The 21,519-nt window shown below is 58.1% G+C and carries 16 protein-coding genes; 7 read left to right on the forward strand and 9 right to left on the reverse strand.

The genetic code is table 11. From position 1 onward, the window contains the following. Window positions 1-126 precede the first annotated feature (126 nt). Window positions 127-3,180 carry an efflux RND transporter permease subunit gene (locus BLV85_RS00980; RefSeq protein ID WP_090411171.1) on the reverse strand — a complete coding sequence of 1,018 codons (3,054 nt, stop codon included), beginning with the start codon at window positions 3,178-3,180 and terminating at the stop codon, window positions 127-129. Window positions 3,181-3,182: 2 nt separating this feature from the next. After that, the gene (locus tag BLV85_RS00985; protein ID WP_218132749.1) at window positions 3,183-4,229 is read right to left on the reverse strand and encodes an efflux RND transporter periplasmic adaptor subunit; all 1,047 of its coding nucleotides are present in this window, start codon (window positions 4,227-4,229) and stop codon (window positions 3,183-3,185) included. A 69-nt stretch (window positions 4,230-4,298) separates the two neighbouring features. Here BLV85_RS00985 and BLV85_RS00990 point away from each other — a divergent pair, with 69 nt between their 5' ends. Beyond that, window positions 4,299-4,916, forward strand: coding sequence for a TetR/AcrR family transcriptional regulator (locus tag BLV85_RS00990; RefSeq protein ID WP_090411173.1), 618 nt, complete (start codon window positions 4,299-4,301; stop codon window positions 4,914-4,916). Window positions 4,917-5,108: 192 nt separating this feature from the next. Here BLV85_RS00990 and BLV85_RS00995 read toward each other — a convergent pair whose 3' ends face one another. The 5 genes from BLV85_RS00995 to BLV85_RS01015 all read right to left on the reverse strand — a co-directional run bounded on the left by BLV85_RS00995 (window position 5,109) and on the right by BLV85_RS01015 (window position 10,412). Then, a complete protein-coding gene (locus tag BLV85_RS00995) occupies window positions 5,109-6,554 on the reverse strand; it encodes an efflux transporter outer membrane subunit (protein WP_245725028.1) in 1,446 nt (481 codons plus the stop codon). 190 nt (window positions 6,555-6,744) lie between these two features. Continuing rightward, the gene (locus BLV85_RS01000) at window positions 6,745-7,455 is read right to left on the reverse strand and encodes an ABC transporter ATP-binding protein (protein WP_090411178.1); all 711 of its coding nucleotides are present in this window, start codon (window positions 7,453-7,455) and stop codon (window positions 6,745-6,747) included. 1 nt (window position 7,456) lies between these two features. Beyond that, window positions 7,457-8,659, reverse strand: a complete 1,203-nt coding sequence (locus BLV85_RS01005) for an ABC transporter permease (RefSeq protein WP_090411180.1) — start codon at window positions 8,657-8,659, stop codon at window positions 7,457-7,459. Next, a complete protein-coding gene (locus tag BLV85_RS01010) occupies window positions 8,656-9,807 on the reverse strand; it encodes an efflux RND transporter periplasmic adaptor subunit (protein ID WP_090411229.1) in 1,152 nt (383 codons plus the stop codon). Before BLV85_RS01010 ends, BLV85_RS01005 begins: the two co-directional genes overlap by 4 nt. Next, complete coding sequence (locus BLV85_RS01015; RefSeq protein WP_090411182.1) at window positions 9,804-10,412, reverse strand: TetR/AcrR family transcriptional regulator; 609 nt, start codon at window positions 10,410-10,412, stop codon at window positions 9,804-9,806. Before BLV85_RS01015 ends, BLV85_RS01010 begins: the two co-directional genes overlap by 4 nt. A 314-nt stretch (window positions 10,413-10,726) precedes the next feature. Here BLV85_RS01015 and BLV85_RS01020 point away from each other — a divergent pair, with 314 nt between their 5' ends. The 5 genes from BLV85_RS01020 (at window position 10,727) to BLV85_RS01040 (ending at window position 19,058) form a co-directional block, all read left to right on the forward strand. Beyond that, on the forward strand, window positions 10,727-12,235 hold the full coding sequence (locus BLV85_RS01020) for an alkaline phosphatase PhoX (protein WP_090411184.1): 1,509 nt from the start codon (window positions 10,727-10,729) through the stop codon (window positions 12,233-12,235). Between the two features lie 454 nt (window positions 12,236-12,689). Next, on the forward strand, window positions 12,690-13,436 hold the full coding sequence (locus tag BLV85_RS01025; RefSeq protein WP_090411186.1) for an ABC transporter ATP-binding protein: 747 nt from the start codon (window positions 12,690-12,692) through the stop codon (window positions 13,434-13,436). A 31-nt stretch (window positions 13,437-13,467) separates the two neighbouring features. Continuing rightward, entirely contained in the window at window positions 13,468-15,582 is a 2,115-nt protein-coding gene (locus tag BLV85_RS01030) for an ABC transporter permease (RefSeq protein WP_176973880.1), read from the forward strand. 345 nt (window positions 15,583-15,927) lie between these two features. Next, window positions 15,928-17,406, forward strand: coding sequence for a potassium/proton antiporter (locus tag BLV85_RS01035; RefSeq protein ID WP_176973881.1), 1,479 nt, complete (start codon window positions 15,928-15,930; stop codon window positions 17,404-17,406). 188 nt (window positions 17,407-17,594) lie between these two features. Further along, window positions 17,595-19,058, forward strand: coding sequence for a porin (locus tag BLV85_RS01040; RefSeq protein WP_090411233.1), 1,464 nt, complete (start codon window positions 17,595-17,597; stop codon window positions 19,056-19,058). A 1-nt stretch (window position 19,059) separates the two neighbouring features. Here BLV85_RS01040 and BLV85_RS01045 read toward each other — a convergent pair whose 3' ends face one another. Next, window positions 19,060-20,595 carry a protein adenylyltransferase SelO gene (locus BLV85_RS01045; protein ID WP_245725029.1) on the reverse strand — a complete coding sequence of 512 codons (1,536 nt, stop codon included), beginning with the start codon at window positions 20,593-20,595 and terminating at the stop codon, window positions 19,060-19,062. A gap of 156 nt (window positions 20,596-20,751) precedes the next feature. On the opposite strand from BLV85_RS01045, the gene BLV85_RS01050 reads away from it, so the two are divergent. Then, entirely contained in the window at window positions 20,752-21,039 is a 288-nt protein-coding gene (locus tag BLV85_RS01050) for a PepSY domain-containing protein (protein ID WP_090411192.1), read from the forward strand. A 77-nt stretch (window positions 21,040-21,116) separates the two neighbouring features. Here the strand turns inward: BLV85_RS01050 and BLV85_RS01055 are convergent, their stop codons facing one another. Further along, window positions 21,117-21,365, reverse strand: coding sequence for a hypothetical protein (locus BLV85_RS01055; RefSeq protein WP_090411194.1), 249 nt, complete (start codon window positions 21,363-21,365; stop codon window positions 21,117-21,119). Between the last annotated feature and the right edge of the window lie 154 nt (window positions 21,366-21,519).

The following is a 21,519-nucleotide window of genomic DNA, read 5'->3' on the forward strand; positions in this document are numbered from 1 at the left end:
ATGAACACCAATGCTGGCTGAGAGGCTTATGGAGCTGGCTGATGAGGGTCAAAATTTGAAGGTGCGCGAGCGCACCGCGCTCTGCCAGCACTGGATGGCTTCGCGGTCCCGCTTGGGCAGAGCGCTTCAGATATCGGCCGCTGTTTTCCCCAACCGGAACCAGAGTGCATACAACGCCGGGACGAACAGCAGGGTAATGACGGTGCCCACCAGCACGCCACCGATGAGCACGTAGGCGAGCGGCCCCCAGAAGCTGTCCAGGGTCAGCGGGATGAAAGCGAAGGCGGCGGCCAGGGCGGTCAGCACTACGGGCCTCGCCCGCCGGACAGCTGCTTCAACGACTGCCGGCCAGGCTTCCATGCCTGCCGCGAAGTTGTCCTGCACCTGCTGGGTCAGGATCATGGTGTTGCGCATCAGGATTCCCGCCAGGCCAATCAAACCCAGCAGAGCAACAAAGCCGAATGGCTGATCGAACAGCAACAACGCCGCCACCGCACCGATCAGCCCCAGGGGAGCAGTCGCCACCACAATGAAAGTGCCCGAGAAGGCACGCATCTGCAGCATGATGAAGATCAGCATCAGGGCAACCATCAACGGCTGCAGTTTCTGGATCGAGGCATCGGCCTTGCCGGATTCCTCCACGGAACCGGCGATGTCGATGCGGTAATCCTCGGGCAATTGGCTGCGCACCGTGTCCAGCTGCCGCCAGATCGCCATGGTCACATCCGGCGCCTGTGCGCCCTGCACATCGGCCAGCACGGCCAGCGAGCGCTCGCGGTTGTAGCGCTTGATCACGGGCTCTTCATAATGCACTGCCAACTGGCCCAGTTGCGCCAGGGCAACCTTGCGCCCGTCCTGGGTCCTGATTTCCAGATCATAAGGCAAGGGCATGACATCGCGCTGGCCACGGGCGCGCACTTCCACGGTACGGATATCCTGGCGCAGCGCGGTCACCGGCACCCCATCGAGCTGGAATTGCAATTGCTGGGCGACGTCGCGCGGCGTGAGTCCCATCAGCCGCAGCTGTTCGGGATCCATCACCAGCTGCCATACCGGGGCGCGCTCGTCCCATTCAAGATGGGGATCGAGCGTGTTCGGGTGCGCCGCGATCACCCGGCGCACCTGGTGCGCGATCTCGCGCAGTGTAGCCGGATCGGGGCCGATGATGCGAAAGCTCACCGGCCAGATCACAGGCGGTCCGAACAGCAGCTGAGTCACGCGCACCCGGGCCTCGGGAAATTCGCCCGCGTCGATATGTCGCTGCAGTTGCGCCATGATTTGGTCGCGGGCATCGGCATCCTCCCCGATTGCAATGATCTTGGCAAAAGCCGGATTGGGCAGTTCCGGATTGGCGGAGATGAAGAAGCGCGGGGCACCGGCACCGATAAAGCTCGACAGCGTCTTGACTTCAGGCATGGCGGCCAGAATGGCTTCAATTTTTCTGGCGGTGGCATCGGTCGCGCCAATCGCGCTGCCTTGCGGCAGATAGATATCGACCAGCACCTCAGGCCGGTCGGAACCCGGGAAGAACTGCTTTTGCACCAGCAAGGCCATGCCGGCAATGCTCAGCCCCAGCAGCACCACAGTGGTTGCCACCACCGTCTTGCGGTGCCGCACACAGGCCGTGATGAGCGCGCGCAGCCACCGGTACGGCCGGGTGGCATATAACGATTCATTGGCGTGCGCGTGGACCTTGAAGTCGGGCAGCAATTTCACCCCGAGATACGGCGTGAACGTCACGGCCACCAGCCAGGAAAGGATCAGCGCGAAAGCCAGCACCCAGAAGATGTTGCCCGCATATTCGCCGACACCCGACTGCGCGAAACCGATCGGCACAAAGCCGGCAACGGTCACCAGTGTGCCAAACAGCATCGGCGCGGCGGTGATATTCCAGGCATAACCGGCCGCCCGCACCCGGTCCCAGCCTTCTTCCATCTTGACGATCATCATCTCGATGGCGATGATCGCATCGTCCACCAGCAGGCCGAGCGCGATGATCAGGGCGCCGAGCGTGATGCGATCGAGATTGATGCCGGCCATTTTCATCAACAGGAAAGTCAGCCCGAGCGTGATCGGAATGGCAATGCCCACCACCAGCCCGGCCTTCAGGCCGATGGCGAGAATGCTCACCCCCATCACCACCGCCACCGCGACCAGAAACTTCACCTGAAACAGGTTGACCGCCGCCATAATCGCATCCATTTGGTTGGTCAATGGCAGCAGGTTCATGCCCAGCGGCAGGCGGTTTTGCTCGCGCGCGATGAACGCTGCCAGACGGTCGCCGAAGTCGAGGCCGTTTTCCCCTTTGCGCATCACGACCCCCAGCAGCACCGCATCCTGGCCATGGGCGCGCACCAGATAGCTGGGCGGATCCTCCACACCATGGCGGATAGTCGCCAGATCGGACAGCTGCAGCAAGCGCTCGCCGGCACGGATCGGCACCGCTGCCAGCCGCTCCGGATCGGACAGATCGGCATCGACCCGCAAATATGCGCGCGGGCCGGCCAGATCGAGAAAGCCAGCCGGCATCAGCTGATTGTTAGCCTCGATGGCATCGAAAATCACCTGCGGCGAAATGCCAAGATTCGCCAAGCGTGCCAGATCGAACTCGACAAACACGCGCTCGCTGCGCTCGCCCAGAATGAGTGCTTTCTGAATGCCTTCGACCCGTTGCAGGCGGTCGCGAATCGCCTCGGCCTCACGCGTCAGCGCCCGCAGCGGCAACCCCGGCGCGGTCAGCGCTATCAGAGAAAAATAGACATCCGAGAAATCATCGTTGATGATCGGCCCGATCACCCCTTGGGGCAAGCTGGGCGCTTCATCCTGCATGCGCTTGCGTACCTGGTAGAGCAATTCGGGAATCAGCGCGCTGGGCGTGTAGTCATGAAACTCGACCTGCAGGTCGGCCCGCCCGGGACGGATGGTGGTTTCGATGCGATAGAGATTTTCGACTTCCTGGATACGCTTTTCCAGGCGGTCGACCACCTGCAGCTGCAGCTGCTCGGTGGTCGCTCCCGGCCAGATGGCGGAAACCACCATCACCCGCACCGTAAAAGCCGGATCCTCGGCGCGGCCGAGCGATAGGAAGGCATAAATGCCGGCCAGCACCGACAGCAGGATAAAAAACAGCGTGACCGCGCGCTCGCGCACCGCCAGGGCGGAAAGATTGGGAAAATTCATTGTCAGCGCGCCCTGACCGGCATGCCGGGCGTCAGCAAATGCGTGCCAAGCGCGATAATTCTTGTACCGGCTGGCAAATCGGCCCGGATCCGCGCCTGCTCGGCGGTGAGCGCCACCACTTCAACCGGCACCGGCTGGGCGCGGCCTTCGAGCACTCGCCAAATACGCGCACCATCGCTGCGCTCATCCAGCGCGCCCAGGGGCACGGCCAGCACACCGGTTTCGCTTGCCTCATCCTGCAGGGCAACCTGGACAACTTTTCCCAACGGAAAACCGGCCTCCATGCCCATCACACGGTAACGGGCACGCCAGCTGCGGCTGACCGGATCGGCAGCACCGGCAACTTCGCGCAATGCAAGCCGGACGGCGTCACCGTTGGCCAGATGTACATGGCCCGTAGCGGGCGGTTGGCTGCCATCAGGCAGAAAAACCTCGATTTCGCGCTCACCTGCTTGCGCCAGCATGGCCACTGCTTCGCCAGGGCTGATGACCTGGCCGGGTTCACCACTGACCTCGATCAGCACGCCAGCCTGCGCAGCCCGCAGCTCGGCATAAGCACGCGCATTGCGGGCCTGGGCAAGGTGGGCCTGTGCGGCAGCGCGGCGGCTGGCGGCATCACGCGCCGCGAGCTCAAAACGCTCCAGTGCCTGCAGGCTGATGAAATCCCGTGCGACCAGCTGGCGATGACGCTTGAGTTCACTGGCCGCTGTCGCCAGCGCGGCATCGGTAGCGGCCAGCTCGGCCGCAGCGGCCCGCGCCGCTTGATCGAGATCGCGCGGATCGAGACTGAACAGCAATTGTCCGGCCGTCACGTGCTGCCCGGCATCGACATGGCGGGCCAGAATGCGGCCACCAACCTGGAAGGCGAGCGGAATCTCATGACGCGCCCGTACCGTACCGGAATAAACGCGGAGCGGCTGGCCATCCGGCTGGAGGGCAACGGTCTTCACCCAGGGTGGCTGTTTCTGTGTCAGCGGATCGACATCGCTTTGGGCGCACCCGCCGAGCATCAGCATGGCCAGCAACAACAGTATGGTTAAATTCAACATGGGAGTGAGCCCTGGAAAGGGGCATGATATTATTGAACGCAATCGTACAATAATTCACGGGCACAAACAATGTCGACAAACGAACGGGCAGGGCGGCCAGTCGATCACAGCAAGGACCAGGCCATTTTTGCAGCCGCACGCATGCTGTTGTTCAGACATGGGCCCGGGGGCATATCGGTGGAAGCGGTCGCCCGGCTGGCCGAAGTATCCAAGGTAACCGTCTATCGCCGCTACGCCAACCGCGAAGCGCTGATCGATGCAGTCATCAGCCAGCAAGCCGATCATATGGCAGCCAGCCTTTCCATTGCGCCGGACAGCCAGAGCAATGCGCAGGCGGCGCTCACGGCCTTCGGCACCCGCCTGCTGACCTTTCTCCTGAGCGAGGAACATCTCGACTTCATGCGCGCCCTGCGCGGCGCGACCGAATTCCCGGCCGACGCAATGCGAAAAATCTATCGCAGCGGTCCCCAGACCACCCTGGACAAACTGACAGACTGGATGCGGCGCGCCCACCAGTCAGGACTGGCAAATTTCAGCCAGCCGGAAAGAAGCGCGGAACTCCTGCTCGGCATGCTGATGGGCCTCGACCTCGTCCGCGCCCTCTATGGTGAACCCAGCCAGCGCGACAGCCAGAATATCGCGCAGCATGTCGATTGGGTGGTGGCTGCATTCTTGCAGCTGCATTGAGGCATGATCAGCGCCGGGAATATCTGAGTCCGTGATAATTGATCGCTGGCTTTATGGTGCGCAAGCGGCGCGGCAACCCAGAGATACCATGACGACGGAATTCTTACCGATTACACGCGCAAATCGACTACGATCGATAAATTTCAACCACTCTTTTCAGGATTAAAAGTATTCAGGATTCCTGTGACATAGTCAGTGAATGAAATTAGCCCCATCGCCGTCTGATTCCACACCTATCGCCTGATACAGGGCAACACTATCGAGAAGGCGTTGGGCTTGCGCAGCAATCAAGTTGATTTTGTTCTGTTGCATCTGTTGCGTAGCAACAAGCAGTTGCACATAGCTGGCAGCGCCAAGCATGTATTGTCTGCGCATCGATTCCATGGATTCCTGCGCAGTGGTATCGGCGGTTGCCAGCGCTACCAATTGTTGGGCGTCATACTGCAACGCGCGCAGAATATCGGCTACATTGCGCAGGGATTCGAGCACAACGTTTTGGTAATTAGCTGCAGCCGCATCGAATGCAGCCAAGGCTGCACGCTTTTCTGCCGACAAGCCAGGGTTGAAGAGAGGTTGAGTCAGTTGCCCAAGGAAATTCCAGATTAACGTGCCAGGGCCGAATAGAGCGGCTGTGGTCAATGCCTGTGAGCCGAGGTTAGCACTCAAGTTGATTTGTGGATAGAATTTAGCAATCGCCACGCCATATTCGGCATTGGCCGCTTGCAATAATGCTTCCGCCGCCTGTATATCGGGACGCTGGCGAACTAGCCCGGAAGGAACGACCCGCGGTAATTCGCTCGGCAAAGTAAAATCCGCCAATGTGAATTGGGGCATTTCCTTCGCCCCGGGTACCCGGCCAGCCAGCACCGCGAGCAAGTGCCGACTCTGCTCAAATTGCAGGCGCAGCGGTAGCAAAGTGGCGCGAGTTTGTTCAACTTGGGTTCGTAACGCCAGCACTTCGTCTGGTGAAGCTGCCCCCAACGCCTTCCGCTTTTGCTCGAGCTTGAGCTGCTCCATTTCAACTTGCAATATCGTCTCCATCGCCTCGACTTGAGCAGCCAACTTGGCCTGGGTAACGGCAGTGGTGATGAGATTGGCCACTAGCGCCAGTTGTGCGCCATGCAGCTGATAGCGTTGATAATCGATACGGGCTGCCAGGGCCGTCAGTGCATGCCGGTTCGCACCGGCTAAATCGAGCTGGTAATGCACACCGATGCCAGCGTTAAACAGGCTGAATTCCCGTGCATCCTCGGGTAGACCCAATGAACCAGGATTAAAACGCTGGCGCTGCCCACTCAAGCTTGCATCGATTTGAGGATAGCGCGCCAATCCCGCCCGTGCCGCATAAACCTCTTGCGCCTGCCGCAAAGTAGCTTGCGCAGAAAGCAGGGTTGGATTGGCTACCATAGCCTGTTCGATAAGTGTGTCTAGTTTGAGTGAACCGAAGCCACGCCACCACTGCGCGCGCACGCTCATGCCTTCGCTGAAACGCTGGGCCTCTCCAAGGAAAATCGGTGCGGAAGCGGTTTGCATCGGAAAACTGGTCGCCGTGTAATGTGCAGTATCGGGTGTGGCAGGACGTTTGAAATCGGGCCCGACAGCACAGCCAGCCAGTAATCCAACAAGAAGCAGTGTCATGAATACACGAACGGATAGGCTGTCGCTACGCCTGCGATCGATGATGCAACTACTTGTCATACTCAGAGAATACGCACATGCTGAGCTTATATTCTGACTGTTGTTTCCTACAATAGCTTGAGCGGCTGGCGTGCCGTAAGGTTTCTCAGCGAAATGCTGGTTCTTCATCGAAAGCTCCTTGATTATCCACTCAATCGAATTCCCGGCCTTCGCCAATTTCTTCGTGAGTTATTCCGTCACGAATATGGTAGATACGCTTAAAAGTGGGGATAATTTTCTCGTCATGGGTGACGACAACAATGGCGGTCTCGAACTGACGCGCCATATCATTCAGAATCCGCACGACTGCCAAGGCACGTTCGCTGTCGAGCGGCGCTGTTGGCTCGTCAGCCAGAATCACTGGTGGACGATTGATCAGACCGCGGGCAATGGCCACGCGTTGCTGTTCCCCGCCCGAGAGTTCTGATGGCATTGCCTGGGCCCGGTGTTGAATATCGAGCGCCTGCAGCAATGCCATTGCTTTTGTACGCGCCACATCATTGGGTACGCCGGCCAGCATCGGCAGCAGGGCAACGTTATCGGTAACGTCGAGAAACGGAATCAAGTAAGGCGCCTGGAACACGAACCCGATCTTGTCACGGCGCAGCGCGCGCAGATCCGTGATTTTCCAGCCGTTGTCATAGATTACCTCATTGCCCAGAATCATGCGTCCGGCAGTGGGCTCAATCACTGCACCCAGGCACTTGAGCAGGGTGCTCTTGCCCGAACCCGAAGGTCCGATCAATCCCACCACTTCGCCCGGTGCGACCCGCATGTCGACTTGCTTGAGTGCATCGACCGCTGTTTCACCCTTGCCGTAGCGCTTGTGCAAACCTTCGATACGGATGCCGCCACCTTCCATCTCAACCTCCTATGGCTTCGGCGGGATCGACCTTGAGCGCGGCGTGGATAGCAATAATGCTGGCAAGCACACAGATGATCATGAGTACAATAAAACCGCTGAACGCATCTCGCAGTTCGAGCAGCACATATTTTGGAAAGATTAATGCCCAGAAAGTAGCGGAGATCTTGCCCACCACGAAGCCGATGACACCCAATCCCAGCGCCTCTTGCATGATCATGCCGGCGATGGTGCGATTTTTGGTGCCGATAAGCTTGAGCACTGCAATCTCGCGGATTTTCCCCAAGGTCAGGGTATAGATAATGAACGCAATGATTGCTGCGCTGACAACTGCGAGAATCACCAGAAACATCCCGATCTGCTGAGCAGAAGTGGCGATCAGCTTACCGATAAGAATATCTTCCATTTGCGACCTGGTATAGGCAGTCAAGCGTTTCCAGCGTTGGATCACTTCGACGACTTCATCTGCGGCATAACCAGGCTTGAGTCTTACCAATACGGCATTGACATAGGGATTGCTGCTTTGCGAAGTGATTACCGTATCCAGTAAGTCGGGTATGGCTGGGCGGTTAAAGGCTGGATTTTCAGCGATGCGGCGGCGATTCTGCAGAATAGCATCGTTATCCTTGAGAAACTGTGCCTCCTGTGCATCCTTGAGGGGAATGAATACCATCGGATCACCACTGGAGGATACCATCCGCCGGGTTAATCCCACCACGGTATAGTCATTGCGTCGAATCTGGATGCGATCATCCAACTTGAAACCTGTAGCCATATCAGCTACCGCTTCGTAGTGGCTACGGGTGATCTGGCGTCCGGCCACAAGATAGGGTGGCCACCCGGGTATGCCCGCGCCACCAGGCGCAATACCGACTACCATTGCTCGAACATCGTTCTCGCCTTGACGAATTTGCATGGTCAAATAAGTGACATTGGCAGCCTGCGCGACACCCGGCAGGGCAAGAATGCCGCGATAGCTATCATCGTAAAGGCTGGAAGACTCCGCATAGGGTCCAAGTGTATTCTTTTGCACTACCCACAGATCGGCGCCGCTGTTGTCCAGCAACACTTTGCCATCGTCCACCATGCCTCGATAAACGCCAGCCATGGTCAAGGTCACACCAATCAGCAGCCCAAGACCTATACCGGTGAAAATGAATTTGCCCCAGGCGTGCAGAATATCGCGTCCGGCGAGACTGATCATTGTGCCAATCCAGGAATATGTTCGACCAAGCGGAAGCGGCTATATGCATGCAATGCCTGCTCACTGTATACCACCACCTGGTCACCTGCCTTCAGCCCGACAAGAACTTGCACCTGGCCAGAGAGGTCGGCAGCCCCTAGCCTGACAGGGGTAAAGCGCAGCGCCCCAGCTTCGATTCGCCAAACCCCTATCCTGCCATCATGATGATGGACAGCGGCATTGGGAATCACTGGAGCAAGAGGAAGAGCGGGCAAATCAATCGTAACTTCGGCCAATTCGCCCACCGGCGGCAATAACAAAGGCTGAGAATCAAAAACCACTTTGGCAAGCATCTCCTCTGTCACCGCATCGGCCCGTGGTTCTACCCGGAAAACATGTCCGGTCAACGATTGGCCGCTCCGAGAGCGTAAGGCGATGTGCGCCGGCAGGCCAGCCGTGAGGCCTGAAGCACTGATCTGATCGAAGCGTGTATGGATCCATAAGCTCTTTGGATCGATTATTTCCAGTACAGCCCGCCCTGCTGCCACCGTCGTGCCGGGATCGGCGTCACGCACTGCCACCAAGCCCTCGGCCGGTGCAACGAAACGTAGATTTTCCCGTTGCACAACCGTTGCCGCAAGGTCAGCCTGGGCCCGGCTGAGATCTTCCTGTGCAGCCGACAACGCCGCATTGGCAATCTGTAATTCCTGCCGTTTGGTGGAAGCAATTTCCTCACTGGTCGAGCGAGCCGCCAGCAATTGCTCATAGCGATGCGCCTGGGTCTGTGCGTAGGCCTGCCGGGCCCTGGCCTCGCGCAATATCGCCTGCGCATGCTTAAGCGTTGCTTCCCGCGAGCGAATACGCGCTTCAAAATCAACTGGATCCATCTCACCGAGCACTTGCCCGGCCGTCACCCGGTCGCCGACATGCACCGCCAGGCTTTGGATACGGCCAGTAGTAATAGGGCCGATTTTATAGGTGTAGCGCGCCTCGATGGTGCCGATGCCAAAAAGAACCGGATGTATCGATCGTGCCTTGACTGTTTCAACAGTCACCGATACCGGCGCCAATGGGCCAGAACTTAGAGCGACATATACGAATAGGGCAAACAATGGAATGATTACCACAAGTACTGCCAAGGTACGCCGTTGCAATGGCTGCCGCTTCATGGCCGGTAACCGATACCACATTGGTAAATCGAGAAAACCCTGGGCGCAATATGGCGCATTTGGTGTACATCACCCGCCAACAGTGACTGCATGACCAAACCCTGGATGCTTCCGATAAACAAGGTGACTGCCGCTTCAGTATCCAGGGTGGCAGACAATTCACCACAAGCCTTGCCCTGCTCAATGAGTACATGCAAGCGCTCACCATAACGTTGAATCAGCGTTTGCACCATCCGTTTGGCAGGAGTCGGCTCTGCACGTTGCAATTCACTTAACATCATCCTGGGTACGCCTGGATGTGCGACGACAAACTCGACATGACTCATAAACATGGCCTCCATTGCCGCCAATGGCGAATCAATTCCAGCCGCAGCCTGATCGATACGTGTCAGCAGGCGTTCTGCCACCCATGCCATAACCGCCTGCCAAATGGCATCCTTGGTCGGGAAATGACGAAACAAGGCACCCTGGGTCAATTTCATATGCTTGGCGATAGCCGAGGTTGTAATTTCACTCGGATTTTGCGAAGCGGCAAGTTCGACCACGGCTTCGACGGTTACGGCCCGGCGCTCGTCGGCGGAAAGATGCTTAGTGTGAATGTCCAAAACAATACCCCCTAAAGATAGTAATTAGTTACTATCTTATCATGTAAAATAACAACTGCAAGCAGATTTTCTTCTTGGTATTTGATGGCGATACAGACCGCTGACCTGATCACGCCCATCGCCCAACCTTCATACAACCGTCATTAACACGTCATCTTGCCTGTTTAACCTTCGAGCCTGATCCAGTTGCGACGAACAGGCATTGCCGTTCAATTCGCATGTCTGGGCCAAGCGTGCGCCGCCGGTACAGGCTGGCCACACTGCTTTGTGATCCTGAATTAAGGATATCCAACGAAACCAACAGGAGCATATATATGACTGCTTTGAATCGACGCAAATTCCTGGCAATGCTATCCGCCGCGACAGCGGGCACCGCAGTAGCGCCATTGGGCAATCTTTACGCAAGAAGTTTTCCGCAGGGCATTTTCGGTCAGCCAACACCGGGGGTGTGCATCGCCAATGGCGTAAGCCAGGGCTTCGGGCCGATCGTTCCAAAATTGCCGCTCAATGCTGCCGATTTGACCGATACGGTGGTAGGCAATTTGAGTCAGGCGCACTTGCTGGAATTACCAGAAAATTTTTCCTATACGGCGCTTTCGATCACCGGTCAAATAATGGGTGATGGCTCGATCGTACCGGGTGACCATGACGGCATGGCCTGTTTTATGGGCCAGAATGGCGATTATGTGCTGGTGCGCAACCATGAGCTCAGCAGAGGCCAAAACAAATACGGCAACCGAACCGGCTGTCAGCCCCCCAATGGAAAAGTCTACGATCCGTTCAATTTGCCGGAAGGTCAGGGCGGCGGCGGCACCAGCACGCTGATCATCGATCGCCAGGGCCAATTGGTCATGGACTACATTTCGCTCGGCGGCACCATCAGGAACTGCGCTGGCGGTCCGACACCATGGGGCTCCTGGATCAGCTGCGAGGAAGATGTGTCAACTTTGTCAGCTGCTGCCAATACCAAAATGCATGGCTACAATTTCGAAGTTCCCGCCCTGCTCGGGCAGGCGGTCGATCCAATACCACTGATCGATATGGGCCGTTTCAACCATGAAGCAGTCGCCTGCGATCCCAGAACCGGCTATATCTACCAAACAGAAGACCGTGGCGACAGCCTGTTTTACCGCTTTGTGCCACATGTCAGACAGCCCCGCCATTTCGGCGATTTGCAGCAGGGCGGTGAACTCTATGCCATGGTAATCGATGCCCAGACCAATGCGGTTTGCGACGGATCGGTTCTGCCAGTACTGAACGCTCATGACAGTGTCGATACCCGCCGCAACGTGCAATCCTTCCTCGGCCAGCCCCTGCCTGTCAAATGGGTCAAGCTGGAGGATGTCAATCCAGCGGCCGATACCCTGCGCTTCGAGGGCCAGGCCAAAGGTGCGGCGGTATTCGCGCGCGGCGAAGGGATGTGGTACAGCAACAGCGACGGACTGGTTTATTTTGTCGCCACCAGCGGCGGAGACATCGGTCGCGGCCAAGTATGGGCCTACAATCCGAAGCAGGAAACCGTCACATTGCTGGTTGAATCAACAGATCAAGGGGTACTGGACAGGCCGGACAACATTACCGTCGGCCCAGATGGCGCACTCTACCTGTGTGAAGACGGTTCTGGCGAGCAATTCGTGGTTGGCGTCGACCAACAGGGCAATCTGTTCCCCTTCGCCAGAAACAACTACAACACCAGCGAGTTTGCAGGCGCTTGCTTCTCGCCCGATGGCCGCTTCATGTTTGTCAATGTCATGTCGTTCGGCGCAACCTTCGCCATCTTCCGCAATGATCATCGCCCCATCAAGCTCAATGCCCAAGCCTGATCACGCCGGGTATCCTCACATCAAACCCTAGGCTGTTTCCAATTTCAGCACGGCACATGAAGTCCATCCCGCTGAAAATTGTCTGGTAGCCTCCGCAACAACCCCCGGTGCAATGCCGGGGGTTGGTTGTCAATCAATCGGCCTTGAATGCACCCACCCGGTTGTGCCCATCCCGCATCACCTTTTCACACCATCCAACACCCGTCCGCCGCGACAGCGCAAACGAATGACGCCAGACGCGCCCAATTGTCACACTTATTCCTTCACGGCTCCTAAGCTCGGCGTGCTTGCGTTTGACAACCCATTCAATCTTCAGTACTTTCCTATGGTGTAAGGCTTGGATGGCACTCGGTTGCCACCGGCTTGGTGAGTACAGCGCTTTCAAGATTTGTATTTGCGGCGGGCGCTGCGCGCCTTTGCCTGCTGTCTGAACTGACTTCCTATCATATTACCCATGCACGCAGCCTTGTTACATGTTGATGCTTTGGTCAAGGGTTATCGCCTGGGCCGGCAGTCGATTGAAGTTTTGCGCGGCTTGAGCTTGCATGTGGCGCAAGGCGAAATGGTCGCGATCATGGGGCCGAGCGGGTCGGGCAAGACCACCTTGCTCAATTGCCTGTGCGGAATCGATGCCCCGCAAAGTGGGACGGTGACGGTCGCTGGCGATAGGATTGATTATCGTGACGAGCGCGCACGCACCCTTTTGCGCAGAAAACGGATCGGCCAGGTATTCCAGTTTTTCAATCTTATCCCAACATTGACCGTGGCCGAAAATGTCGGCTTGCCACTCTTGATCGACCGTGATAGGCGCCATAGGGACGGCAAAAGAGTGCGTGAAATGCTCGCCCTGGTGGGGATGAGCGAGCGCCGGGATCACCTGCCGTTTCAACTTTCCGGGGGAGAAATGCAGCTGGTCTCGATCGCACGCGCCCTGGTGCATGGGCCGGATCTGCTGCTCGCCGACGAACCGACCGGCAACGTCAACCCGCAGGTGGGCCGCTCGATCATGCGTATTCTGCGTGACACTGCGCGCCGCCAGGGCAGCGGGGTGTTGATGGTGACGCACAGCCCCGAGCATGCAGCCTGGGCAGACCGGGTATGTTTTCTGAAGGATGGGATCATTGCGTCTGAACTGCTGCACAAGGGGCAGGCAGATGCTCCGGCACCGATTCACGCGCGCCTGCTGGCTTTGGGGATATGAGGACAAACGCACTGCACCACAGGGGAAAGCGATGAACGGGCGCCTGGCTGTTTATCTGGCCTTGCGCAGCCTGCGCCGCCACCCCACGGTCGCTGCCGCGACAGTGCTCGGCATTGCCCTGGCGATGCTGGTCATCGCGACCATCCTGATCGTGGATGCGAACAGCAGCGAATCCCCCCTGCCAAGGATGCAGACGCTGGATCTTGGCCCGCTTGCGCTGGACCCGGCAACCGGCGAAGAACACCAGCCGCAGGTCTGGATAGAGCGTGCCAGCGAGGCACCGCGAGCGGCGCGAAGCCTTGTGCCAACCCAGCAGGGCGCTGTGCGCGAGGGGCTGTCAGTGGCGGCGCCGCCCCCGCCACGTGGGGAGGCGGACTATCAGGCCATGCGCCTGGCGGTGCGCTTGTCGGCTGTGCTGGCCTTTGCGGTCGGCGCAGTGATCGTTTTCTACACCATGCGCTTCTCGGTGGCCTCCCGCGCGCGCGAACTGAGCCTGCTGCGCTGCCTGGGAGAGGCGCGGCACAACGTGGCCGGGTCACTCATAATGGAAGTGCTGATAATGGGCGTCCTCGGCACCGCGCTCGGGCTGGCGCTGGCTTTGCCGGCCGCGCTCGGTTTGCTGGGCGCAGGCATATCCACCACCGGGCGCACGCCTTCGGCCGAGCTCGTGATTCCCTGGCTGGAGCTGTTTGCCATTGGCAATCTGGGGGTGCTGATTGCTTTGCTGGGCGTGATCGGTCCGGTGCGCTGGCTCTGGCGTTTGCCGGTGGTCGATATCCTGCAGCCGCGTTTTCTGACGAAAACGGCGCTGAGGCAGCGCCAGCCGGCAGGGTTCGCGTGGTTGCTGCCCGCCGTGCTGGGCGCAAGCTGGCTGGCCGTGCGCCCTTTCGTACAATCCTGGCTGTCAGTGGTGCAGTTCTTCCTGGTCGAAGCCGTGGTCGTGGTCGGGGTGGCAATGCTTGCACTGTGGTGGGTGCGGCCTTTGTTGCGCGGTGCGATCCGCCTGGTTGAGGCCGGTCTGCGCATCGTGTCGCCACTGGATGCACAGCTGGCGGGTAAACGCATGGCCTTGACCAGTCACAAGCTGGTATTCACGGTCGCTGCGGTGACCCTTGTGTTTGCGCTGCTCACCGCCTTGCATGACATCACCCGCGCCCTGAAACATGAGATCCACACCTGGGCTGAAGCAGCGTTGTATCCGAATGTTTTCTTGAAGCGGGTGCCCAGCGCAGTACCCGACCCGCAAACCTTTGCGCGTGCCTTGGCCCGGCACGGGCTGCTGCCGCTGCGCCTGTCGCACAAGGCGGGGGGAGAATTGCCGGTACGTTTGGTCGCGGCAATGGATATCAATCCCCTGCGCCACGCCCAGGGCAAACCGCTCTTGTTGCCCGGCGGGGTAATCTTGTCGCGGACCCTGGCCGCGCGTTTCGATGTGACTGCGGGGGATCGGCTGGTGGTGGACACCGGCGCGGCCCAACACCGTTTCAAGGTCATCGAGGTAACCGATGAGGTCGGCTACTACGCCTATGACGGGCAGTATGTGGACATTAAGTCCTATGCCCTGTTCTCGGATGGCAATCCGCTGTTTGCGGACAACCTGGAGCACACGCTGGGCGACTATCTGGTGGTACGCAAACGCGATGGCAGCTGGGTGTCCGAGGACGCATTGCAAGCCCTGTATCCCTATGTACTGGATCGGCGCGGTGCGTTCCAGGCCTATTGGCAGATACGCGAAATTGGCCGCGATTTTCTGATTTTCGACTTCGTGCTGGCGATGACGGTACTGCTGGCAACCATCGGCGTGACCAACACCATGCTGATTCAGGTCCACGCCCGTGAGCGTGAATTCGCCGTGCTGCGCACGCTCGGCATCTCGCGTGCGCAGATCGTACGCCTGTTGCTGGTCGAAGGGGCCGTGATCGGCACGGTCGGTGCCTTGCTAGCCCTGGTTCTGGGGCATACGGTCGGTGCGGTCAGCGTGGCTTTTCTGGATCGGTTTACACTGTTTGAGTACACGCTGGTTCTCTCTCCCAGCGCGTCACTGGCGATCAGCGGCCTGGCCCTGCTGGCCTGCACGCTGGCCGCATTGTACCCGGCCCTGGTTGCCAACCGGGTGTCATCTGCCGAATCTTTGCATTACGAATAGGAGCTGTCGGCAATTCTGGCAAGTACGCTATACTGAAGTGATACCGAATGCATTCAGATTGTTTGCCGCGATAGCCACTGTTTTGCCCTTCCCGAACTGTAACTGTGGATGGATTGGGGTAAATACTCAGGCTGACGGTCATCGCCGCTGACACGGCATAAAACGCACCGCAATAATGTCGCATAATAATGCACCAGGTTCGGATAGAATTTGTCTGGGACCATATGGATGCTATATGCCCCGGACCCGGCCCAATCCAGGATCAGTCCGTACCGAAACATCCCTGAGCAAGCCTTTCACGTCGGAAACGCTTGTTTTCCCCATTTTCAACAGACTAGGAGGATCATGCTCTCGCTGGATTTTCTCGCTTTACCCCTGATGGCCGCTGCCACCCTGGTTTTTGTAGCGGTATTGGGTGGCATTATTTCATCCCGAATCGGTTTCCCGTTTCTGCTGGTCTTTTTGCTGGTAGGTACCCTGGCAGGTGCCGACGGTCCCGGTGGTATCGTTTTTGATGATTTCAGCCTGAGCTTCTGGGTGGGCAACATCGCCCTGGCGGTGATTCTGCTCGATGGCGGCTTGCGCACCGAATTTTCCACTTTCCGCACCGGTCTCAGACCGTCACTGCTGCTCGCAACGTTGGGGGTAATTTTATCTGCCGGGTTTACAGCCGTGGCGGGTATCTGGCTACTGAATCTGGACTGGCCGCTGGCCTTGCTGATGGGGGCCATTGTCGGCTCGACCGATGCCGCCGTGGTATTTTCATTGCTGAAGTCCTCCGGATTGCGGCTCAATGAGCGGGTCGCGGCCACGCTCGAAATCGAGTCCGGCATGAACGACCCGATGGCGGTATTTCTGACGCTCACCTTCATCAGCCTGACCCTGGTCATGCACGACGGCAGCGAAACGATGGACTGGCTGGATACACTCGGCAATTTCGCCACTCAGTTCGTGGTTGGCGGGCTGCTGGGCGCCGGGGCGGGCTACGCCATCGCGGCGCTGATGAACAGTCTGCGCAGTCTGCTCGACAGCGGTTCCGGAATCCTGGCACTCTTGCTGATGTCGGCGGGAATCGGTGTGTTCGGCCTGACCACCTGGCTGGAGGGCTCCGGATTTCTGGCAGCTTATATTTTCGGGGTGATTGTCGGCAACCAGGGCCGGAAAGCGGTTCGGCAGGCACTCTCGGCCATGGATGGTTTCGCCTGGCTGGCACAGGCCTGCATGTTTCTGATTCTCGGCCTGTTGGTCACACCCAATGAAATTGTGGCCGACCTGGTGCCTGCACTCGGCATCGCCTTGTTCCTGATGCTGGTCGCGCGCCCACTGTCTGTCTGGCTGTGCTTGCTGCCCTTTCACTTTACGGCCAAGGAATTCGCCTTTATCGCCTGGGTCGGTCTGCGAGGCGCGGTGCCGATTGTGCTGGCCATCTTCCCGTTAATGGCAGGCGTCACGGGAGCGGAAGCGCTCTTCAATGCCGCGTTTGTCGTGGTTGTCACCTCACTGTTGCTGCAGGGCTCGACGCTGGCCTGGCTCGCGCGTCGCATGGATCTGATCCTGCCGGAGAAGGCCGATAGCCAGAACTGGCGGCGAGTGTTCGGCGATTTTGTGCTCGATGGGCGCATCACGATGGAGCAAGTGTGCGGTTTCTACGATTTGCCACTGCCGGAGGAACCGGACCAGACGCTCGGCCATTGGCTGACGTCCGAATTGCGCCGCCCCCCGATCGTCGGCGACAAGGTAAGCCTTGGCCATGCGGAAATCGTGGTCCGCGAAATCAAGGGCACAGATATCAGCCTGGTAGGTCTCAAATTGCCTCAGCATTGAGTCTGAAACCTGCGATTGATCGTTAACAAAAGGGGCTCCAGGCATGAATCAGCAAGCAGCTGCAAATCATGCCCTGGATCCATATGATGAACTACACGATAAAGTTGATAGCACACTGTTGTGCAAAGCATGCCACGACTGCAACAGGATCGGTATTGCAGGGCATCTTGTTCAGCTTGGCATGCTGTATGCATACATCATATGTCCTGGCCGATGATGGCCACAATGTAGCGCTGTACTATGATCCGGACAGCAGACAAATCGTCACCGAGCCCGGCCACAACAGGATAAGGCTGAATACCTCACCGTCTCTGGAAAGCCTCGAAAGAAAAAAGCAGGAGCTGCTGACAATCGAAAATCGACTGGACGCCAAGCTCAAGGCCCTGGATGAAAAATTACAGCGACTCGAGCAATTGGAATCCACTGCGGTTACCGCACCGCCGGTAGATATGCCGGCCGCCCAGACGCAAAAAGCCGAACCCCCGATTAGCTCCACAACTGCCCAATCTGCCAGCAAGCGCCCTGTCTCCGCCAGCTACAGCGACCGGGGGCTGATGTTCAGTACCGAGGATGGCAATTTTGCGCTTCGCGTCCAGAACCGGCTGCAGTTTCGCTATGTCAACCCGTTCGATACCGATCCCCGCTCGCTGCAGGATTTGCAGCGAGACCAGGCGGCTTTCATGGTCCGCCGCGCACGTTTCCGATTAAATGGACACGCTTTCAGACCGTGGCTCGGATACACCATGCAGTACGACTGGAGCCAACCGGTGCTGCGTGATTTTTATCTGGATATCGCCCGGTTTCCCTGGGCCCAACTGCGCATCGGCCGCGGCAAGGTCATATGGAATGATGAACGGGTGACTTCCTCTGGCCGGCAGCAATTTGCCAACCGCTCGATCGTCAACGACATCTTCACCGTCGACCGGCAACAAGGCCTGCAACTTCTTGGGCGGGTCTTTCCTGGCCGATGGTACGATTTCAACTATGCTGCGGGCGTGTTCACTGGCCTGGGTGTCGGAGAACGCAGCAATGATGACAACAACCTGATGTATGCAGGCAGGTTGCAATGGAATTTTCTTGGAGAAGCGCTGGATTTTTCGCAGTCGGATCTTGAATTTCATGAGAAACCGGCGGCCAGTCTGGCCTTTGCCGCCGCCACCAATCGCAGCAAGTGTACTGCCTTCGAAACCGACAAGACAAGCTGCCGTGCCTTGCCGGGATTTGGCATCGGTCAGGCTGGCCAGTTCCGGATCAACCAGGCCATGCAGGAATTCCGCCTCAAATGGCGGGGATTTTCACTGCAAAACGAACTGCATTGGAAACAGGTGATCGATACGCTCAAAGCCAGCGATGATCCCATAAAATCAACTCACCTTCTGGGTGCTTATGTCCAGGCGGGCTACTTCCCACATTATTCGATCCCAGCCGTGCCCAAGCAGCTCGAGCTGGCATTGCGCTATGCGTTTGTCGATCCGGATATCGAACGGCCCAAAGACCAGCAACGGGAAATATCCGCCGCGATCAACTGGTTCTTCAGCGGCCATGCCAACAAGCTGACCCTGGATTTCAGCCATTTGTCAGTCGAAGACCCGCTCCTTCTGATCGAACAATCCGAACAAAGAGTCAGGCTGCAATGGGATATCTCGTTCTGAATCAGGTGCCGCAAAAAGTGCGCTGCACGCATTCCTCCGGTTTGGGCGGCAACCGGTACTCGCGCCATTGCGGCTGCTCGTCATAAGGCCGGCTGAGCACTTCGAGCAGCACCTCGAATCTTGAAAAGTCCTGCTGCTCGATCGCGGCCTGCAACGCCTGCTCGACACGGTGATTGCGCGGAATATAAGCCGGATTGACTTGCCGCATCGCGTCGGCGCGCTGCGCGGGATCGATCGCTTCCTGGGCCAGGCGGGCTTGCCATTGTGCCAGCCAGTCAGTGAAATCGGGCGTATCGGGCAACAGCCCCTGCGCAGCGGGTTTTTCCACCTTGTCGCACAAAGCCCGGAAGGTGTTCGTGTAATCGGCCTGGTGGCGGTGCATGAGCGCCAGCAGTGCGCTGATCAGCGCCTGGTCCTGATCCTGGGCAGTGAACAGTCCCAGCTTGCGGCGCATGCCGTCGAGCCAGTGCCATGCATAGCGGTCTGGGTAACGGCCGATGAGTGCCTGGGCAAGCGCAAGCGCCTGGTCTTGCTGATCGTGCAGCAACGGCAGCAGGCACTCGGCCAGGCGGGCCAGATTCCATTGTGCAATGCGGGGCTGATTGCCGAATGCATAACGGCCATAGGTGTCGATCGAGCTGAAAACCTTGTCCGGATCGTAGCTGTCGATGAATGCGCATGGGCCGTAATCGATGGTCTCGCCCGAGATCGTCATATTGTCGGTATTCATGACACCATGGATAAAGCCGATCTGCATCCAGCGAGCGACCAGCATCGCTTGCGCTTCCAGCACTCTTTCCAGTAAGGCGCTATAGGGATTCGATGCGGCTTTGATTTCGGGATAGTGACGCTCAATCGCATAGTCGGCCAATAGTTTCAGCCCCTCGGTATCGTCGCGCAGCGCAAAATACTGGAAGGTTCCTATTCGAATATGGCTTGCAGCGACGCGCGTCAGAATCGCGCCTGGCAGCACCGTCTCACGGTAGACCGGCTCACCGCTGGCGACAATGGCCAAGCTGCGCGTGGTGGGGATGCCAAGCGCATGCATCGCATCGCTGATGAGGTATTCGCGCATGACCGGCCCGAGCGCGGCGCGGCCGTCGCCGCGGCGCGAGAAAGGCGTTTGCCCAGATCCTTTCAAGTGCAGATCCCAGCGTTTATGATCGGCCCCGATCACCTCACCCAGCAAGATCGCCCGCCCGTCACCCAGTTGTGGCACCAAATGGCCGAACTGGTGACCGGCATAAGCCATCGCGATCGGCTCCGCACCCGGCGGGATGCGGTTGCCGGAAAAGATTGCCGCCGCAGTCGCATCATCGACCCGGGCCAGATCGATACCGAGTGCCTCGGCCAACGATCGATTGAGCTTGATCAGGCGTGGATGCTGTACCGGGGTAGGATGCAGGCGTGCGTAGAAGCGATCAGGCAGACGCGCATAGGAATTATCGAATCGGAACAAAGCGGGCGCAGGTGGCAGCGCAACAGAACAAGTTTCGGTATGGTTTTTCATCTGGCTAGGGAATTGTTTTGAATCCATTTCAAGGAATGCGGCGTGTCCGGCAATATATTCCAACCCGCTGATGTTGCATGATCTTTTCCTATTGCGTAGGATAGATCGCGGATACCAGAATGTCGACGGTATTCGATTTGCTCACCAGCATTTTTGCTCTGCAATCTTAACAGGAGAGTCAAGATGGACATCAAACTACGCCTGCTGGTTTCATTGATCACAGCACTCTTTGTCACGGCCAGCCTGGCTGGCCCGTTCGGTAACAAGAAAGTCGAATGGTCTCAAGTCCCGGAAAAAGTGCAGCAAACCATCACGCAGCATGCGCAAGGCGGCACCATTGAAAAGATCGAGCGTGAAACCAAAAAGAAAAAAATCATTGTTTACGAAGCCAAGGTAAGAATGCCCGACGGTAGAAAAATCGAGATCGAAGTTGAAGAAGACGGCACCTTGATCGAAATCGAGGATGATTGAGCGCTCCAGCCCATCCAATCTAAACGACACTTGCCCACTGGCTGGCAGCCAGTGGGTTCAGCCAGACCGGTTGTTCATCAGACGATACCGAGCATCAACCCTGATCCGATCACAAACATAGCACCCGCCACCACCTGCCGCACAGTGTGCAGCGTAATCTTGTGCAGTATCCGCTTGCCAGCAAACGCCCCGATGAAGGCACAGAGCGAGCCGACGATCACGGGTGCGGCCAGTTCACGGGAAACGGCAAAATGACTGGCCATGAAGGCCATGCTGTAGACAATCAAGCGAAAGATATCGACGATGACCGCTGACACAATACCCAAGAAAAAGGGTAGCGTCCCCTTTTTCCTCTTCGCCCTTCGGTTGCGTGAACAAAGCAGGGTCCCTTTCCTCGGCGGGGGTTGTGTTGTCCCTCCACCTCAAGCGGTCTTATGGACCCCTCCGACTTCCATCCAGGGCCGGGCTGCTTTCGTTTCC

The organism is Nitrosomonas halophila (genome assembly GCF_900107165.1).
GTDB classification, from domain to species: Bacteria; Pseudomonadota; Gammaproteobacteria; order Burkholderiales; family Nitrosomonadaceae; genus Nitrosomonas; species Nitrosomonas halophila.